We start from the raw sequence: 17,614 nt of genomic DNA, 5'->3' as shown, positions 1-17,614 counted from the left end.
GAACTATTTTTTGCGTAAGAAGCTTTTATTGAATAAAAAATTGGTTTCTATGGTAAAATTTATATAGAGGTGAATTTATGGAAGAATACGGAAGTGGACTCTATATTTTTATAATCATAATTGCGATATATGGGTTTGTATTTATATACGGACAAATTATGAAGAATAATTATTTAAAAGGACTTAAAGAAGTTACATACAATAGATTTGGCAAAGAAGAAATAGACGTTAAAATTTCAGAAGAGATTTTATCTCAAACGTATCAAGAAAATCCATTAAATGTAGATGATATAACTTTTAAAGATTTAGAATTATATAAACTTTACAAAAAAATAAATCATACCGATTCAATTATGGGGGCTCAATCCTTATACAATATGCTTAGAAAACAAAACTATTCTAAAACATATCAAGAAGATTTTAAGAGAAAGATAATAGAATTTGAAGAAAAATCTGATTTAACCAAAGAGATTAAATTTGAATTTGCTAAAGTTGGATATTTTAAAAAATCAATTGTAGATTTATTAAAGTATGGTGTAGATTATGAAAAGTTTAAAAATTTAAAAATTCCTACTCGAATTCTGAGATTTGGATTTATTTTTTTTATATTAGTTGCAATTATTGATAAATTTCTTGCTTTTTGTATTTTATTTTTTTTACTGCTCGCTAATTTTTATATTTATAGGGAATTAAATAAGGCAACAGCTGGAATTATATTAGATATAGGGAATTTATCTTCCATATTTGGACTTGGTTTAAAAATCGAAAATTATGAAATAGATTCAATATATAATGAATTATTAGAAATAAAAGAGTTTAATAATAAACTCAAGAAGATTCGCAATAAGGCAAAGGGAATAAGATATTTTAAAAACTTTGATGAGTCAGAGGGAATAAGAAAAATATTTGATTTATTATTTTTAATTGAAGCTAACAGGTTTTATTCTATTGCAGATGAGATAAATAAGTGTAAGGAAGATATTTTAAAATTATACATTGCACTCGGTGATATAAATGCGATAACAGCTATAGTTTCTTACAAAATAGCTGAAAATTTAAAATTTGTAGAATTTGTAGATGACGATTTTATATTGGAAGCAAAGGGGCTTAAACATCCTTTGCTAGGAGTTGAACAGACTTCTCAAGATTTTGAATTTTCAAATATAGATGTTTTAATAACAGGTTCTAATGCTTCAGGAAAGTCTACATTCTTAAGAAATCTTGGAATCAATGTAATATTTGCCAATGCTTTTGGCCTTACACATTCAAATAGCTTGAAAACTTCATTTTTTAAAGTTGAGTCAGCTATAGATATTTCAGATTCATTAGAAGAAAAAATGAGCTATTTTATGGCAGAAACTAAAGCTATTAAGAGAATGATAGGTGATATTGATGTAAAAAAACTATTGATATTGGATGAAATATTTAAGGGTACAAATACAATAGATAGGATTGCTGCAGCGTATAATACTCTAAAATATATTGCAAAAGACGCAACTGTAGTGGCAGCTACACATGATATTGAATTGACAGAACTTTTGAGTGAATATACAAATTATCATTTTGAAGAACAAATAGAAGAAGATGACATAAAATTTGACTACAAATTAAAATTAGGTAGAGCTGAATCAAGAAATGCAATAGCTATTTTAAATTTAATGGGTTATCCAAATGAGATAATTGAAGGCTCATATAAATTGGCTAAAGATTTGGAGGATAAGAAGAGTATTTGAAAATATATTTGACAAGACACGGACAGACGGAGTGGAATAGAGCGGATAGAGTTCAAGGTATAATGGACTCTCCATTAACTCAAGAAGGAATAGAAATGGCGGAGTTATTAAGAGAGTCATCTAAAAATATTAAATTTGATAAAGTTTACTCATCAGATTTAAAAAGGGCAGAAGATACTGCAAAAATAGTTGCACCCGACAATGAAATTATATCTACACCATATCTTAGAGAAATAGATGTTGGGAATTGGAGTGGAAGATATTTTAATACACTTAAAGAAGAAGACAGAGAGTTATATACCACTTATTTTAATGAACCACACAAATATAAAAGAGAAGATGGAGAATCTCTCTACGAAGTGATGGATAGAGTAAAGAAGTTTTTTGAAGGTTATATCTTAAATTCAAAAGATAAGAATGTCTTGATAGTTAGTCATGGAGTAACTATTGTTGCGATATTAAATTATGTAGAAAAAATAGATATATCTGATTTTTGGGAAAATAGAGTTCTTAGAAATGCTACTTTTAACATAATTGAGTATTCTGACGGAGAATTCAAAGTATTAAAAAAAGCTCCGAAAAATCCAGTAGCTACAATTTAAAACAGAGAATGAATGATTGATTAATCATATATAAAATATTATAATAAGTATAGGAGAAATAAATGGCAATTCAAAAATTTAGTTTAAATGAAAATTCAAATGTAAAACACACAATAGGTGTGGTGAGCGGTAAAGGTGGAGTAGGAAAGAGCTTTGTTTGTCAAAGTTTGGCCACTGAGCTAAGTAGACAAGGGTACAAAGTTGGAATACTTGATGCTGATATAACAGGGCCTTCTGTTCCAAGTGCATTTGGAATTTCTGAAAAAGTATTAAGTGACGGAAAGAATATAAATCCGGCAATAACAAGTACGGGGATAAAATTAGTCAGTGTTAATTTAATACTACCTAATAGCACAGACCCAGTATTGTGGCGTGCACCGGTTGTAGGCTCTGCAATTTCTCAATTCTATCAAAATGTAAATTGGGGAGAATTGGATTATCTTTTAGTGGATATGCCTCCTGGAACAAGTGATGTCCAGCTTACTGTGTATCAATCAATACCACTTGATGGCGTTGTAATAGTTTCTACACCTCAAGATTTAGTTCAAATGATAGTAGAAAAAGCAGTTAAGATGGCGCAGATGATGAATGTAAAGATACTTGGCTTGGTAGAAAATATGTCTTACTTTAAATGCTCTCATTGTAATGAAATAACTTATATATATGGTGAAAGTAAGATTGAATCTGAAGCTAAAAAGCATGATATAAAGAGCACATTAACATTACCTATAGACCCTAATTTTTCAAGAATGGTTGATGAAGGTCTGGTAGAGAGCTTAAAAATTGAAGGAATGGATGATTTTGCAAAATCATTAGGTATTTAATTATGTATGATTTGATAATAATAGGTGGAGGCCCTGCTGGGCTCTCCGCTTGTGTATACGCAGGGAGAGGATTATTAAATACTCTCATAATAGAAAAAAAGAGTTTTGGTGGAAGAATAAAAGACACTGAAATGGTGAAAAACTACCCTGGAATTATACAAACCAGTGGAATAGAACTTTCTGATATGTTTAGGAACCATGCTCTTGGCATAGAAAATGTAGAGAGAATAAAAAGCACTGTAACGGGTGTCGAAAAAGATGGAAATATATTTAAAGTACATACTAAAAGAAGAGGAACTTTTGAAGCAAAAGCAGTAATTCTTGCACTTGGTACAAGAGAAAAAGTTTTAGGAATAGAAGGCGAAACAGAGTTTGCAGGAAAGGGAGTAAGCTATTGTGCAACTTGTGATGCAGAATTTGTAAAAGACAAAGATGTCCACATACTTGGAAGTGGTAACGTTGCCCTTGAAGAGGCTGAATATATTTCTAAGTTTGCAAATAAAGTCAGTATAATTTCAATACATCCAGATGGCATAGTTGATGCTGATAAAGATATTTTTAAACAGGTTTTAAGAAATCCTAAAATAGAAATAATATACAATTCATATTTGATAAAAATCCAAGGTGAAGAATATGTAAATTCAATAACTTTGTCTAAATTAGGTAAAGAAACTAGTTTAGAAACAGATGGAATATTTATGTTTGTTGGGATGGAACCTCAGACAGAAATTGTTTCCAATTTAGGTATACTAAATGAAAATAAGTTTATTAAAGTAAATGAAAAAAAGATGACTAATATTCCAGGTCTATTTGCTGTTGGAGATTGCACAGATACAGTCTTAAGACAAGCTGTTGTAGCAGCTTCAGATGGAGCGATAGCAGCTGTCTATGCAGATAGATACTTGAGGGAGGAATACCGATGATATTACCAACAGGCACGACAGTTTATAAAAAAGAAAAGTGTTGCAGTGGTTATAATTTAGTTGCAACTCCTAGTTCAGGTGTTTTATTGTTCGATATGAATGGAAATGAAATAAAACATTTTAAGATGAATGCTATGCCTGCAAAGATGTTAGAGAATGGGAATATAATTGGTACTACAAAATTTAGAAAATCTGATTTTTCTTCACAAGATGGAGAAAGCTTAATAGAAATAGAACAAGATGGTAATGTGGTTTGGTCATATAATAAATTTAGATTTCTTGAAAAAGAATCTATATGGAGTGCCAGAGCTCATGGAGATTACCATAGACTTGAAAATGGAAACACCTTAATTTTAGGTCATGATACTATTGTAAACACAGAAGTATCTGACAAAAAACTTTTAGACGAAGTCATATATGAAGTAGATTTAAATGGCAATGTAGTTTGGAAGTTCTCTTTTTCAAATCATTTTAATGAAATTGGTTATACCGAAGTGCAAAAAAATGTAATTTATAGAAATCCTAACTTAATTTCAAACTTGGAGATAGGAGACTATCTACACATAACTTCTTTTGGAGTCTTGGGAGAAAACAAGTGGTATGACCAAGGAGATAGGAGATTTGCTCCTGACAATATAATATTTGCTTCAAGACAATCAAACTTTATTGGGATAATTGATAAACAAAAGAGAAAAATTGTTTGGCAAATAGGTCCTAAAGAAGATAGTTTATTTAGGAAACTTCATGGGATAATAGGTCCTACTCATATACAGATGATTAAAAAGGGGTTGAATGGAGCAGGGAATATTTTACTTTTTGAAAGTGGAGCAGAGTCAGGATATGGAGTTCCAAATTTAAACTCAAGTACTGGAATAAACAATTATAGAAGAGCATATTCAAGAGTTTTGGAATTTAACCCGATAACGTATGATATAAAATGGAAGATAACACCTAGAGATTTAGGATATTCAACATATTTAAATGGATATAAGTTTTATTCCCCATATGGGGGAAGTTTACAAAGACTTGAAAATGGAAACACTTTAGTTTCTATGGGTTCGGCAGGAATTATGTATGAGATAACAGAAGACCATGAAGTAGTTTGGAGATGGGTTTGTCCATACAGAGTTAATGCAGAACAGAATTTTGCAATTAAAAACTATATATATCAAGGATTTAGATATCCATACAACTATTTAAATAGAGAAAAACCTATAGAAATTTCGGTAGATCAAAATGAAATTAGAGAGGAAAATACGGGAACAAGAGTTAAAGAAACTTTTGTGGAAGGTGTTGTAATACAAAACGATATAGATTTCATGACCATGGCTATGGAAAATGAAGATGAAATAGCTCTTCAAAGAGAGATAATAAGTATGGAGTCTTCAAAAGTTAAGTTCATATCAACTGAAAATTTTGATAAGAGAATAGCTGAAAATCCAACATCAATTGTAATATTTGGTGGTAAGAGTTGTGTACACTGTAAGAGTGTTAGAGAAATAGTTATTGAATTGATTGAAGAAGAGTTTGGCGAGATAGCTGCATTTTACTTGGACATAGATGAAAATAAGTCTGTTAGAAGAACTAAAAAGATAGATAATGTACCATTAACAGTTATGTATAAAAATAGTGTAGAAGTTCATAGATTTGTAGGAGAAGTTACCTATGATGATATGGCACTGAAGATAGAGGAATATCTATTATAGACTATAGCTTATAACACTTTGGGATAATATAACTTCAAAACGATTGTTAAGTACTGTAAAATATGGTAAAATTAATTAATTAAATTAATATTGAGGAGGTAATTTTAATGAACAAAAGATTTAAAGGTTTAGTGGCCTTGTTAATCTTGACAGCAGTATTTTTGACAGCATGTGGTGGAAATAAAACTGCAAGCACAGATGGAGCGGAAGGACAAATTCTTATCGTAAACAATACTAGTGAACCGGGGTCTTTAGATCCTGCACTTGCGCAAGGTACTCATGAATCATATTTGTTAAATCACTTATTTACAGGACTTTTAAGATATGATAAAGATGGAAATTTAGCTCCTGGTATGGCAAAAGAAATGCCAACAGTATCAGAAGATGGTTTGACTTATACATTTAAACTTAAAGATGATGTCAAGTGGTCAAATGGAGATCCTGTTACCGCAAAAGACTTTGAATTTGCATGGCTAAGAGCTCTAGACCCTAACACAGCTTCACTTTATGCATTCCAACTTTACTATTTAAAAGGAGGAGAAGCTTATAACACAGTTGAAAGACCTGGCGTATACTATGTAAAAGATGCTGATGGAAATGATACTAACGAAGTTGACCATGAAGTTGTTATAAGTGATGCTGATAAAGCAGGGCTTGATCTTAATGGCAAGAACGAAGATGAAATTGCCGATGCAGTTTATGAAAAATGGTTAGAAGCTAAAAGAGCTGAAGTTGGAGTAAAAGCAATTGATGATACAACTTTAGAAGTTACTTTAGAAAAACCGACACCATATTTCACAGACTTAACAGCATTCTACACATTGTACCCAGTAAATCAAAAAGTTGTTGAAGAAAATCCTGATTGGGCAAAAGACGCTTCTACATTTGTATCAAATGGTGCATTCAAGTTAATTAATTGGGAACACAACTCAAAAGTTGAAACAACTAAGGATGAAAACTGGTTTGATGCATCTGAAGTTAAACTTGGTGGAATAACTTGGGAAATTCTTGAAGATAGCAACACTGCATATCAAAACTTCGATGCTGGTAAATATGGTATATTAACTGATGTCCCAACGGAAGTTTTGGCACAAAAAATTGCTGATAAATCGCCGGTAGTAACTATTGGAAAACAAATAGGAACTTATTATTACAGTTTAAATATGACTAAGAGTGAAGATGGAAAGAATCCATTTGAAAATGCTAAAATTAGAAAAGCCTTCTCAATGGCTCTTGATCGTAAGTCAATAGTAGAAAATATAACTAAGGGTGGTCAAATTGCCGCTGAAGGTATGGTACCATTTGGTTTAATTGACGAAAATAACAAAGAGTGGAGAGACATCAACGGTAATTTAATTAAAGAAGATGCAGCAGAAGCTAAGAAATTATTAGAAGAAGGAATGCAAGAATCTGGAATTACTATCGAAGATATCAATAAACAAGTTCTTCTTTACAATACAAGTGAATCACACAAGAAAATAGCTCAAGCTGTTCAACAAATGTGGAATCAAAATCTTGGAGTAACAGTAGGTCTTGAAAATGCTGACTTCAACGTTAAACTAGCTCGTGAAAATGCTCATGACTTTGATCTAAGTCGTGGGGGTTGGGTTGGAGATTATTATGACCCTATGACTATGTTAGATTTATTTGTGACAGGTGGAGAGCAAAACTATTCTAATTACTCAAATCCTGAGTTTGATGCTCTTATAAAAGAAGCAAAAAATAGCGCAGACCAAACAGTTAGAATGGAAAACATGAGAAAAGCGGAAAAGATATTGATGGAAGATATGCCGATAGTACCTGTATACTTCTATACTCAACCTTATCTAGTACAAGAAAATATAAAGGGTGTTTATAAGCCACTTCTTCAATATCCAATTTTAACTTATGCAGAATTTCAATAAAAAATAAAATGGGCCCCATTTGTGGGGCTCTGCTTTTTAGAAAGGAATAAAGATGTTAAAATTTATAGGAAAAAGATTTGTTATGTCGTTTTTGACAATATTCTTCATAATAACTCTTACATTTTTTCTAATGCATGCTGTGCCTGGAAATCCTCTACAACAAGAAGGAAAGATACCGGCTACGGTTTATAGAAATTTAGAGATAAAATATGGCCTTGATAAGCCTGTGTCTGAGCAGTATAGAAGATACTTAAAAAATATAGTAAAATTAGACTTTGGTGAAAGTATGAAGTCTAATACTGAAACAGTAAACCAAATGATAAAGAGAGGTTTTCCTGTATCTTTGAGACTTGGACTACAAGCTCTTATTTGGTCATTAATATTTGGGCCTGTTTTAGGTTCATTAGCTGCATTATATCAAAATAGATTTCCTGATTATATTGCAATGTTAATAGCAATTATAGGGATTTCAGTACCTTCATTTATAATGGGAACTCTTTTAATACAAGTGGTTGGGAGGAATCTTGGACTTCCACTTAGTGGATGGGGTTCTTTCGCGCACACAATTATGCCTTCTATTGCACTTTGTATGATGCCTACAGCACAAATAGCAAGACTAATGAGATCTTCTATGCTCGAAGTACTAGGGCAAGATTATATCAAAACTGCGAAGAGTAAAGGCATTTCAGGCTCGGCAGTCATTTTAAAACATGCTGTTAGAAACTCAATATTACCGATAGTATCAATTTTAGGTACTCTTACAGCTGATTTATTAATGGGATCATTTGTGGTAGAAAAAATATTCGGCATTCCAGGGCTAGGTAGATTCTTTATAAAAGCCATAACTGACCGTGACTACACTCTTATTATGGGAACTACAGTATTTTATGGAATAGTATTAGTACTTATGATTTTACTTGTGGATATAGCTTACGTTATTATAGATCCAAGAATTAAGTTTGAAGGAGGGGGAAAAGCATAATGGAAAGAAAATTTTCTCCTGAATTATTTAAAAAAGTTGATAGAAATGCAGAGCATGCAGAGAGAATCAAAAGACCTACTATAAAATATTGGGCTGATGTTTGGAGAAGACTGAAAAATAATAAACTTGCAATGTTCGGTTTAATAATAATAATATTTATGGTTATATTTGCAATTATTGGGCCTATGATTAGTGGATATACTTATTATCAAATTGATATGCTAAATACTAATCATAGACCTTCTGCTGATTTTTGGTTTGGTACTGACTCATTAGGACGTGATTTATTTACACGTGCGACTTATGGTGCAAGATTCTCACTTTTAATTGGATTTTTAGCTGCATTTATAAACATAACTGTTGGTGTACTATACGGTGGTATAGCAGGTATGAGTTCTGGTAAAGTTGATGCCTTATTAATGCGTATAGCGGAAATAATTTATTCAATACCATACTTACTAATAGTAATACTATTGTCAGTTGTATTTGCTGAAAAAGGGTCAGGAACTTCTTTTGCGGTTATGGTATTTGCGATGACATTATCTGGTTGGATACCTACAGCTATTTTAGTTAGAGGTCAAGTTCTATCTTTAAAACAGTCAGAATATGTTATGGCAGCTCGTTCAATGGGTGCAAATGATGCTTGGGTTTTATTTAAACATATAATTCCAAACACACTTGGTCCTATACTTGTAAACTTAACACTTATAATTCCAAGAGCAATTTTTTCTGAAGCGACATTATCTTTCGTTTCATTAGGTTTACAAGACCCACTTCCATCACTTGGTAACTTGGCGAACGGAGGACTTGAAGTTCTTGCTATAGGACTTACTTATCAAATGGTAGTTCCCGCACTTATGATTTCGCTTATTATGTTTGGATTTAACGTATTGGGAGATGGATTAAGAGACGCTTTAGACCCAAGACTTAGAAAGTAGGAGATGGAATGGATAAATTACTAGAAGTAAAAGATTTAAAGATATCATTCAAAACTTTCTTTGGTGAAGTTGAAGCGGTTAGAGGGATATCTTTTGATGTAAATAAAAAAGAAACAGTTGCAATTGTAGGTGAGAGTGGATGTGGAAAGAGTGTAACGGCTAATTCTATTATGAAGCTTTTACCAAATCCACCAGCTTTTTATAAAGGTGGTTCAATACTATTTGATGGTGAAGAGATAATAGTAAAGTCTGAAAAAGAAATGCAAGAAATTAGAGGAAATAAAATTTCTATGGTATTCCAAGACCCTATGACATCTCTAAACCCAACTATGAAGGTTGGAGACCAAATAATAGAAGGTTTGATGAAACACGAAAAAATATCAAAGGCAGATGCTCTTAAAAAAGCTATAAGAATTCTTGATATGGTAAGTGTTCCTGAACCTGAAACAAGAATTAATCAATATCCTCATGAGTTTTCAGGTGGTATGAGACAACGTGTTATGCTTGCTATAGCGCTTGTAATGAATCCAAAACTTATGATTGCAGATGAGCCTACAACAGCACTTGATGTAACAGTTCAAGCACAAATATTAGAACTTATGAAAGAGCTTCAAGAAGAATTTGAAATGAGTATAATATTGATTACTCATGACTTAGGTGTTGTAGCAGATATGAGTAATAGAGTTGAAGTAATGTATGCAGGCCAAATTATGGAAGAGGGCTCAACAGATGATATTTTCTATAACACAAAACACCCATACACTAAAAAACTTTTATTATCAGTTCCAAGACTTGATATGAGTAAGGAAGAAAAGCTTCATGCAATACATGGTTCGCCACCGGATTTATATATACCACCTAAGGGATGTCCATTTTTTGATAGATGTGACGAGGCAATGGTAATATGCGAAGATAATATGCCTCCTACAACAGAACATGGAGAAGGACACAGATGTAGTTGTTGGTTATATAGTGAAGAGTACTTAAAGGGGGAAAATAATGACTGAAAATAAAAATAAAGATGTAAGTCCTCTAATAAGTGCAAGGGGAGTAAAGAAATATTTCAAAGTAAAAAAAGGAATATTGAAAGCTGTTGACAATGTAAGTTTTGATATATATCCCGGAGAGACATTTGGTCTTGTTGGGGAAAGTGGATGCGGTAAATCTACAACAGGTAGAACTATAACAAGACTTTTAAACCCAACTGGGGGGGGAATGTTCTTTGATGGAGAAGACTTATTTAAATTATCAGAGTCAAAGTTGAGAAAGAAAAGACGTGATTTCCAATTTATCTTTCAAGACCCGTATGCTTCGCTAAATCCAAGAATGACAGTTGAATCATTGGTAGAAGAACCAATGTTGATAAACGGACTTTATAAAAATGAAAAAGAAAGACATGATAAAGTTATCGAATTACTAAATCTTGTAGGATTATCAGAAGAACATGCTTCACGTTTCCCGCATGAGTTCTCAGGTGGACAGAGACAACGTGTTGGTATTGCAAGAGCACTTGCAGTAAGGCCTAAGTTTATAGTTTGTGATGAACCTATTTCAGCTCTTGACGTTTCTATACAAGCTCAAGTAATAAATATACTTATTGACTTACAAAAGAAAATGAATTTAACTTATTTATTCATAGCACATGACCTTTCAATGGTAAGGTATATTTCAGATAGAGTTGGAGTAATGTATCTTGGAAATATGATGGAAGTTGCAACTTCAGATGAGTTGTATTCAAATCCTATACACCCTTATACAATAGCTCTTATGTCTGCAATACCTTTGGCAGACCCAAATATTCAAAGAACAAGACAGAGAATTATGCTTGAAGGAGAAGTTCCAAGTCCTATAGACCCACCAAATTGCTGCCCATTTGTGGATAGATGTCCGAAGGCACAGGAGGTTTGTAGAAAGTCTAAGCCGGAGCTGACAGAGAGAAATCCGGGACATTTTGTAGCATGTCATTTAGTATAAAAGTGAGTTTTAAGACTCACTTTTTTTGGGCTCTATGTCAAATATTGGGGAGGCTCATTAATTCGAGCCTCTCTTATTATGTAAAAATCAACACATAGCAGCTAAAATAAATCCTAAACCAAAATAAACCAAAAACCACTAAAAATAAGCATAGCAAACAAAACTCCTAGGAGTTTTCAAAAATTTTCATATTTTTTTACCAATTATTTACAAGAAAGCATAATTCGCTTTCTAAACAAATTAAAATTTTTCATACCAAAACAATTTCTCTTTAAAGTCTTTATCTTAGTATGTGTCCCTTCAAGAGGACCATTAGACCAAGGATAATCAAAAGAATTACATATCTCATCAAACCAATTATTAAAAGCAGTAATCCAAGAACTAAATTCCTTTAAACCGGATTCTTCAGCCCTTCTTATCCATTCATTTAAACACTTTTCAGCCCTCTTTTTAGTAGGTTGAATAAGAACATATTGATAGAACAACTCTTTTAACCCATACGCCAATTTTAAATCCCTACTTAACTCAAGCATTAGACAAACCTCATTAGCCTCATCAGAAGTAAGCCTAGAAGAAGGCTTTGTAATTAGACTTCTACTCCTCTTAAAATACCTTCTAAACTTAGAAGAAACATCCTTTTGAATTCTCTTTCTAACATTCTCCAAAGCCCATAAAACCTGTCGTATAAAATGATATCTATCAATAATATGTACAGACAACTTAAAGAATCTTTCCTTAACAGATTTAAAAATATTAGACATATCACTTACAAAAAATCTAACATTCATCATCTCTTTAGAAGGAATCTTTTTAAAATACTCAAACAAAGAAACCTTACTCCTATAAGGCAAAACATCAATAATATTATGAGTATCTCCATTTTTTATTAATTCTTTTTTTTTGATAAAGATAACTTTTCAAGTACAGACAATTCAAAAAAGCAGAACAAATTTATGATAAATCATAACAAAGACAACTCAATAAGCAATATGTTTTTATGCGACTTAATGAGCTATGTAATTACTGTTTGCGTGTAGATAGGGGCATATCTTGTCGCTCTAAAGATAAAAAGTAAAATCCTATGATAATATAGTTGATTAAAAAAACTTTTAAAGTACAAAATTAAATGATGCTGTAAATCTATTTTATAAACCGGGGATAACTTCCTTGTAATACTGATAAAAGCTTTATTTCATAGAATTTTAAAAAATAAAAATAAAAAAACAACTGATAAAATTTATCAAAATTTCTTGGACAAATAACTTATTTTTGATAACATTAACTAAATCAAAGATCATGAAAATAAAAAGGAAATAATCCCTAGCATAAATTCATTTAACAGAACTACATTAAAGAAAGGAGCAAATTTTGAAGATAATTTATTTAATTTTAGGTTTAATTTTTTTAGGAATAGGCGTTATTGGTATTTATTTACCACTTCTTCCTGCAACTCCATTTCTAATTTTAGCAAGTTATTTCTTTGCAAAAGGTTCGGAAAAATTCAATAGATACTTTATTTCTACAAAATTGTATAAAAATAATATAGAGCCAATAAAGTCAAAAAAAGGCATGACCATAAATAGAAAAATTAAAATTTTACTTACTATAACTGTTTTTATAGGAATTTCGTTTTTCCTTATAGATAATCTTCATGCAAGAATATGCCTTATTTTAGTGTTAATATTTCACTACTTGTACTTTTTCTTAAAGATAAAGACTATTAAGGAGGAGAACAATGTTTGACAAAAGGCTGTATATAGAATTAAAAGATGAGAGAAAGTACATTGTTATTTTAGTATTAATAAAAACCATAGAGATGATTTTAAATATATCTGTGATTTTTACTATAGGCAAATTTATAGATACTCTGATTAAAGGAGAGGAAAATTATATAAAACTAATAATGACAATATTGATAATAGCCATTATTAGAATAGCAACGACAAAACTCTATTCAAATATTGGATATAGAGTTTCAATAGAAGTAAAGAAAACTCTTAGAGAAAGACTTATAAAGAAAGTTTACTCTTTTAAAATGGAATTTGGAGAAAAAATTAAAATTTCAGAAATTATAAACCTTGGAGTAGAAGGAATTGAACAACTTAATATCTTCTATTCGGAGATGTTACCTCAACTACTTTTTTCCCTAATAGGACCTTTAATTTTATTTATAATATTATGTTTTATAAATTTAAAAATCGCACTAATTATGCTCGTTCTAGTACCAGTTATACCACTAGCTATAGTAATGGTACAAAAACTTGCAAATAAAGTTGTAAAGAGTTATTGGCATTCCTACACTAATTTAGCCGATATATTTATAGATTTTTTATACGGGCTTACAACGTTAAAAGTATTTAATGTAGACGAAAGACAAAATGTAAGGTTAAATGATCTGGCAGAGGATTTTAGAGCAAAAACTATGAAACTTCTAATGGTGCAGTTGAACAATATTACAGTTATGGATTTAGTTTCATACTGTGGAGCTGCACTTGGAATAATGTTAAGTTTAAATGCTTATAAAGTTGGAAAAATTTCCATATTTGGGGCATTTTACTTTATACTTTTATCTCAAGAATTTTTTAATCCTCTAAGAAGACTCGGTTCTTTATTTCATGTAGCTATGAATGGAATTTCTGCTGCCAAAAGTCTTTTTGATGTATTAGAAATAGAAACTGAGGAGGATTATAAAAACACTATAGAAGATAGAGGACTAAATATAAAAATTGAAAACTTAAATTTTTCATATACAGATAAATTAGTACTAAATAACCTAAACATAGAATTTGAAAACAATAGCATAACTGCAATAGTAGGTAAAAGTGGCTGTGGAAAATCAACTTTGGCAAAAGTTTTATCAGGTAGTTTAAAATCCTACAAAGGTAAAATATATTTTAACGGAGTGAGTGATATAAATTCCGATTCACTAGTAGAAAATATTGCCTTAATAGATAATAATCCATATATATTCAACGGAAGCCTAAGGTACAATCTCAAGATGGCAAATGAAGATGCAAAAGATGAAGAACTTATACAAGTTTTAGAAAAAGTAGGACTTAAAAATTACTTTTTAAACAAAGAAGGCTTAGATACTTTGTTAAATTCAGATGGAGGTAATTTATCTGGAGGACAAAAACAAAGATTATCTCTAGCTAGGGCAGTATTAAAATCTCCAAAACTTTTAATACTAGATGAATCTATTTCAAATATAGATATAGAATCAGAACAGTTAATACTTACACTTCTACAAGAAATGAAAAAATCTATGAACATAATACTAATAACTCATAGACTAAGAAATGCAGAAAATGCAGATTATATTTACTATATGGAAGATGGAAAAATTAAAGAAGAAGGAAAGTTTAAAGAAATATTAAAAGAAAAACTATTCTCTACTATCTATAATTATCAAATATCTTTAGAAAAGTGGGGTTTAAATGAATAAAATAAAACAATATATAAATCTAATAAAAAAACTTTTGCGAATAGTAAAAGACTTAAAAATTCAGATGATTTGTGCAGTTTTCTTTGGAGCAATGGGACATATATTTGCCACACTAATACCTGGGCTAGGAGGATATAGTTTAGCAAAATTAATACTTGATAAAGATATAAATTTAAAAACTATAGTAGGAATTATATTTATTCTAGCAATTTTAAGAGCAGTATTTAAATATATAGAGCAGCTATTTAACCACTATGTTGCATTTAAAACTCTAGCCATAATTAGAGATAAAGTATTTAAAAAATTAAGAGAGTTAGGGCCTGCTAAAATGGAAGAGAAAAACAAGGGTAAATTAATTTCCATAATAACGGCAGATATAGAGCTTTTAGAAGTATTTTATGCCCATACTATTTCTCCTATATGCATAGCTATAATTCATACATTAGTATTTTTAATAATATTATATAGCTTTAGTCCATTATATGCCTTAGTTCTACTAATATCTCATTTAATCTTAGCAATCATTGTACCTATAGTAACGGAAAAATCAGCAAGAGATATAGGTGCAGTACAAAGGGAAGATTTATCAGCACTAAACTCTAAAATTTTAGAGGCATTTAAAGGGCTAAAAGAAATTATTAACTTTAATTACGAAAAAACACTGTTAAAGGAAATAAATAATCTAACTAGAAAGCTAAATAAATCCACTAAAATACTGTCTAAAAAATCTGGAGAAAACTTTGCCCTATCGTCTGCAATAATTATTATTGCAAACCTAATATTTGTAATAGTGGGGGCAAATCTATATATTAAAAATAAAGTAGATATACTAGGGTTAATATTTCCACTGACTATATTTATTTCATCTTTTGGCCCGACTTCAGCATTATCTAACCTTGCTAATAATCTAATACTGACCTTTGCATGTGCTAAGAGGGTACTAGGACTATTAGACGAAGAAGCAGAAGTAGAAGAAAATATTATGGGAAAGGAGATTATTTATAACAATTTGGAGCTTAATAAAGTGGACTTTTCTTACGATAATACTAGCCTTATAGAAAACTTTAATTTAAAAGCAAATCTAAATCAAGTAATAGGTCTATCTGGTAAAAGTGGTTGCGGCAAGTCAACTGTAATAAAACTTATAATGAGATTTTATGATACTAATAAAGGAAAAATATATTTAAATAACGAAAATTTAAAAACAATAAAAACTTCTAATTTAAGAGAGAACATCTCATATACATCTCAAGAAACTCATCTGTTTAAAGGAACAATAAGAGATAATCTAAAAATAGCAAAAGAAGATGCAACAGAAGAAGAATTAATAATAGCCACAAAAAAAGCCAATATTTATGAATTTATAGCAAGTTTAGAAAAAGGCTTTGATACAGAAATAGTAAAAGAAAATAAACTTCTTTCCACAGGACAAATACAAAGACTTGCCCTAGCTAGAATGTTCCTAAGAAAATCAAAACTATATATATTAGACGAGCCAACAGCAAATATAGACGCACTAAATGAAGGTATAATACTAAAATCCCTATACAAGGAAAAAGAAGATAAGACAATAATAATATCTTCTCATAGAAAATCTAGTCTTAGAATATGTAATAATATAGTAAAAATGAATAGAGAAATAGAGTCGTAGGTGATAAAAATGATTAAACTAGACTTGACCAAAATTCAAATACAATATCTTTTATATATAAAAAGCAAAAAAAACAACAAGACAATAACATCCACATCAATTTGCTTCAACTGCTCAAAAACGAATTCAAAGAAAATTTTAGATAGAATGGTAACACTTGGAGTACTTTATAAAGATGGTCATGAATATAATCCAACAAAAATCGGAGATAAACTTGCAAATTGTTATGATAAAAAACGTAAAAACATTATTCTGGTTTTACAAAAAATATTCAAAATAGAAAAAAATATAGCAGAGGAATTATCATTTGAAATTATGGGAAGGGGGATGGAAGAATTCTATAGTAGCATAGATGAAAGAGCAGAAAAAATAGAACAAATAGAAAAACTCTCAGCTAAAGTAGAAAAAGAAAAATTAATAGAACTCTTAGGAAGAGGAAAGCATAAAATAAATTTTTGTATCTATAAAAATCACGAAGATAAAGCAGATTCATTTATAGAAAAATCCATGGCATCTATGGGATTTGAAGAAGATGCACATTTAATTATTGACGACAATCCTTATATAAGCCTAAAATCTAAAATAATAGAAAAACCGAAAGAAGGCTATAAGAAAAAAGGAATAGCTACTAAAGTTTTCTACTACAAAGATAACAAAAAATATGAAATTAATTCAAACGAAAGAGAGTTTAAGATCCCACTAGACATCATTGACTACTGGAATAACACAGGAGAGGTAATACTACAAGCAGGTCTTATGCTAATTATAAAATCACAAATTGGAATGAATCTTCATATAAAAGAAGCAAATTTCTTATTTTCTGTAAACTTAGGTTTAATTTAAAAATAAAAACAAATTGTCATAGCATATAAGAAAAATCCATTATAAACTTGTATTTCAAACCGATTTATTAAAAAAAACATTCATAAAAC

The 17,614-nt window shown here is 30.4% G+C and carries 15 protein-coding genes; 14 read left to right on the top strand and 1 reads right to left on the bottom strand.

What is annotated here, in order from left to right:
- The first annotated feature begins 77 nt into the window (after positions 1–77).
- The 10 genes from DYE58_RS00145 (at position 78) to DYE58_RS00100 (ending at position 11,586) form a co-directional block, all read left to right on the top strand.
- A complete protein-coding gene (locus DYE58_RS00145; protein ID WP_115311897.1) occupies positions 78–1,733 on the top strand; it encodes a MutS-related protein in 1,656 nt (551 codons plus the stop codon).
- The gene (locus tag DYE58_RS00140) at positions 1,730–2,335 is read left to right on the top strand and encodes a histidine phosphatase family protein (RefSeq protein ID WP_004822336.1); all 606 of its coding nucleotides are present in this window, start codon (positions 1,730–1,732) and stop codon (positions 2,333–2,335) included. The genes DYE58_RS00145 and DYE58_RS00140 overlap by 4 nt, the downstream gene beginning before the upstream one ends.
- 62 nt (positions 2,336–2,397) lie before the next feature.
- Positions 2,398–3,159 (top strand): P-loop NTPase, encoded by a 762-nt coding sequence (locus DYE58_RS00135; RefSeq protein ID WP_004822335.1) that lies wholly within the window; start codon positions 2,398–2,400, stop codon positions 3,157–3,159.
- Positions 3,160–3,161: 2 nt separating this feature from the next.
- Positions 3,162–4,082, top strand: coding sequence for an NAD(P)/FAD-dependent oxidoreductase (locus DYE58_RS00130; protein WP_004822333.1), 921 nt, complete (start codon positions 3,162–3,164; stop codon positions 4,080–4,082).
- Positions 4,079–5,788 carry an aryl-sulfate sulfotransferase gene (locus DYE58_RS00125; protein ID WP_004822332.1) on the top strand — a complete coding sequence of 570 codons (1,710 nt, stop codon included), beginning with the start codon at positions 4,079–4,081 and terminating at the stop codon, positions 5,786–5,788. The genes DYE58_RS00130 and DYE58_RS00125 overlap by 4 nt, the downstream gene beginning before the upstream one ends.
- 107 nt (positions 5,789–5,895) lie before the next feature.
- Positions 5,896–7,692 (top strand): peptide ABC transporter substrate-binding protein, encoded by a 1,797-nt coding sequence (locus DYE58_RS00120; protein WP_004822330.1) that lies wholly within the window; start codon positions 5,896–5,898, stop codon positions 7,690–7,692.
- 52 nt (positions 7,693–7,744) lie between these two features.
- A complete protein-coding gene (locus DYE58_RS00115) occupies positions 7,745–8,674 on the top strand; it encodes an ABC transporter permease (protein ID WP_004822329.1) in 930 nt (309 codons plus the stop codon).
- Positions 8,674–9,612 carry an ABC transporter permease gene (locus tag DYE58_RS00110; RefSeq protein WP_004822326.1) on the top strand — a complete coding sequence of 313 codons (939 nt, stop codon included), beginning with the start codon at positions 8,674–8,676 and terminating at the stop codon, positions 9,610–9,612. Before DYE58_RS00115 ends, DYE58_RS00110 begins: the two co-directional genes overlap by 1 nt.
- Positions 9,613–9,620: 8 nt before the next feature.
- Positions 9,621–10,619 carry an ABC transporter ATP-binding protein gene (locus DYE58_RS00105; RefSeq protein WP_004822324.1) on the top strand — a complete coding sequence of 333 codons (999 nt, stop codon included), beginning with the start codon at positions 9,621–9,623 and terminating at the stop codon, positions 10,617–10,619.
- The gene (locus DYE58_RS00100) at positions 10,612–11,586 is read left to right on the top strand and encodes an ABC transporter ATP-binding protein (RefSeq protein ID WP_004822322.1); all 975 of its coding nucleotides are present in this window, start codon (positions 10,612–10,614) and stop codon (positions 11,584–11,586) included. The genes DYE58_RS00105 and DYE58_RS00100 overlap by 8 nt, the downstream gene beginning before the upstream one ends.
- A gap of 203 nt (positions 11,587–11,789) precedes the next feature.
- Here DYE58_RS00100 and DYE58_RS00095 read toward each other — a convergent pair whose 3' ends face one another.
- Positions 11,790–12,473 carry an ISL3 family transposase gene (locus DYE58_RS00095; RefSeq protein WP_281269839.1) on the bottom strand — a complete coding sequence of 228 codons (684 nt, stop codon included), beginning with the start codon at positions 12,471–12,473 and terminating at the stop codon, positions 11,790–11,792.
- A 481-nt stretch (positions 12,474–12,954) separates the two neighbouring features.
- On the opposite strand from DYE58_RS00095, the gene DYE58_RS00090 reads away from it, so the two are divergent.
- Genes DYE58_RS00090 through DYE58_RS00075 form a run of 4 tightly spaced genes read left to right on the top strand, consistent with a single transcriptional unit; the run spans position 12,955 to position 17,525 of the window.
- A complete protein-coding gene (locus tag DYE58_RS00090; RefSeq protein WP_115311894.1) occupies positions 12,955–13,329 on the top strand; it encodes a YbaN family protein in 375 nt (124 codons plus the stop codon).
- The gene (locus DYE58_RS00085; protein WP_115311893.1) at positions 13,322–15,031 is read left to right on the top strand and encodes an ABC transporter ATP-binding protein/permease; all 1,710 of its coding nucleotides are present in this window, start codon (positions 13,322–13,324) and stop codon (positions 15,029–15,031) included. Before DYE58_RS00090 ends, DYE58_RS00085 begins: the two co-directional genes overlap by 8 nt.
- Positions 15,024–16,682, top strand: a complete 1,659-nt coding sequence (locus DYE58_RS00080; RefSeq protein ID WP_115311892.1) for an ABC transporter ATP-binding protein — start codon at positions 15,024–15,026, stop codon at positions 16,680–16,682. The genes DYE58_RS00085 and DYE58_RS00080 overlap by 8 nt, the downstream gene beginning before the upstream one ends.
- 9 nt (positions 16,683–16,691) lie before the next feature.
- Positions 16,692–17,525, top strand: coding sequence for a hypothetical protein (locus tag DYE58_RS00075; protein WP_115311891.1), 834 nt, complete (start codon positions 16,692–16,694; stop codon positions 17,523–17,525).
- Positions 17,526–17,614 lie beyond the last annotated feature (89 nt).

The organism is Peptoniphilus indolicus, assembly GCF_900454665.1.
GTDB classification, from domain to species: domain Bacteria; phylum Bacillota; class Clostridia; order Tissierellales; family Peptoniphilaceae; genus Peptoniphilus; species Peptoniphilus indolicus.
Note: the sequence above shows the minus strand (reverse complement) of the source record. Positions and strands in the feature narration are given on the sequence as shown.

Bases quoted from the DNA above. Each gene is read 5' to 3' on its own strand.
- DYE58_RS00100 (WP_004822322.1), top strand. From the start codon at position 10,612: ATGACTGAAAATAAAAATAAAGATGTAAGTCCTCTAATAAGTGCAAGG.
- DYE58_RS00080 (WP_115311892.1), top strand. From the start codon at position 15,024: ATGAATAAAATAAAACAATATATAAATCTAATAAAAAAACTTTTGCGA.
- DYE58_RS00120 (WP_004822330.1), top strand. From the start codon at position 5,896: ATGAACAAAAGATTTAAAGGTTTAGTGGCCTTGTTAATCTTGACAGCA.
- DYE58_RS00145 (WP_115311897.1), top strand. From the start codon at position 78: ATGGAAGAATACGGAAGTGGACTCTATATTTTTATAATCATAATTGCG.
- DYE58_RS00110 (WP_004822326.1), top strand. From the start codon at position 8,674: ATGGAAAGAAAATTTTCTCCTGAATTATTTAAAAAAGTTGATAGAAAT.
- DYE58_RS00130 (WP_004822333.1), top strand. From the start codon at position 3,162: ATGTATGATTTGATAATAATAGGTGGAGGCCCTGCTGGGCTCTCCGCT.
- DYE58_RS00115 (WP_004822329.1), top strand. From the start codon at position 7,745: ATGTTAAAATTTATAGGAAAAAGATTTGTTATGTCGTTTTTGACAATA.
- DYE58_RS00085 (WP_115311893.1), top strand. From the start codon at position 13,322: ATGTTTGACAAAAGGCTGTATATAGAATTAAAAGATGAGAGAAAGTAC.
- DYE58_RS00075 (WP_115311891.1), top strand. From the start codon at position 16,692: ATGATTAAACTAGACTTGACCAAAATTCAAATACAATATCTTTTATAT.
- DYE58_RS00125 (WP_004822332.1), top strand. From the start codon at position 4,079: ATGATATTACCAACAGGCACGACAGTTTATAAAAAAGAAAAGTGTTGC.
- DYE58_RS00105 (WP_004822324.1), top strand. From the start codon at position 9,621: ATGGATAAATTACTAGAAGTAAAAGATTTAAAGATATCATTCAAAACT.
- DYE58_RS00135 (WP_004822335.1), top strand. From the start codon at position 2,398: ATGGCAATTCAAAAATTTAGTTTAAATGAAAATTCAAATGTAAAACAC.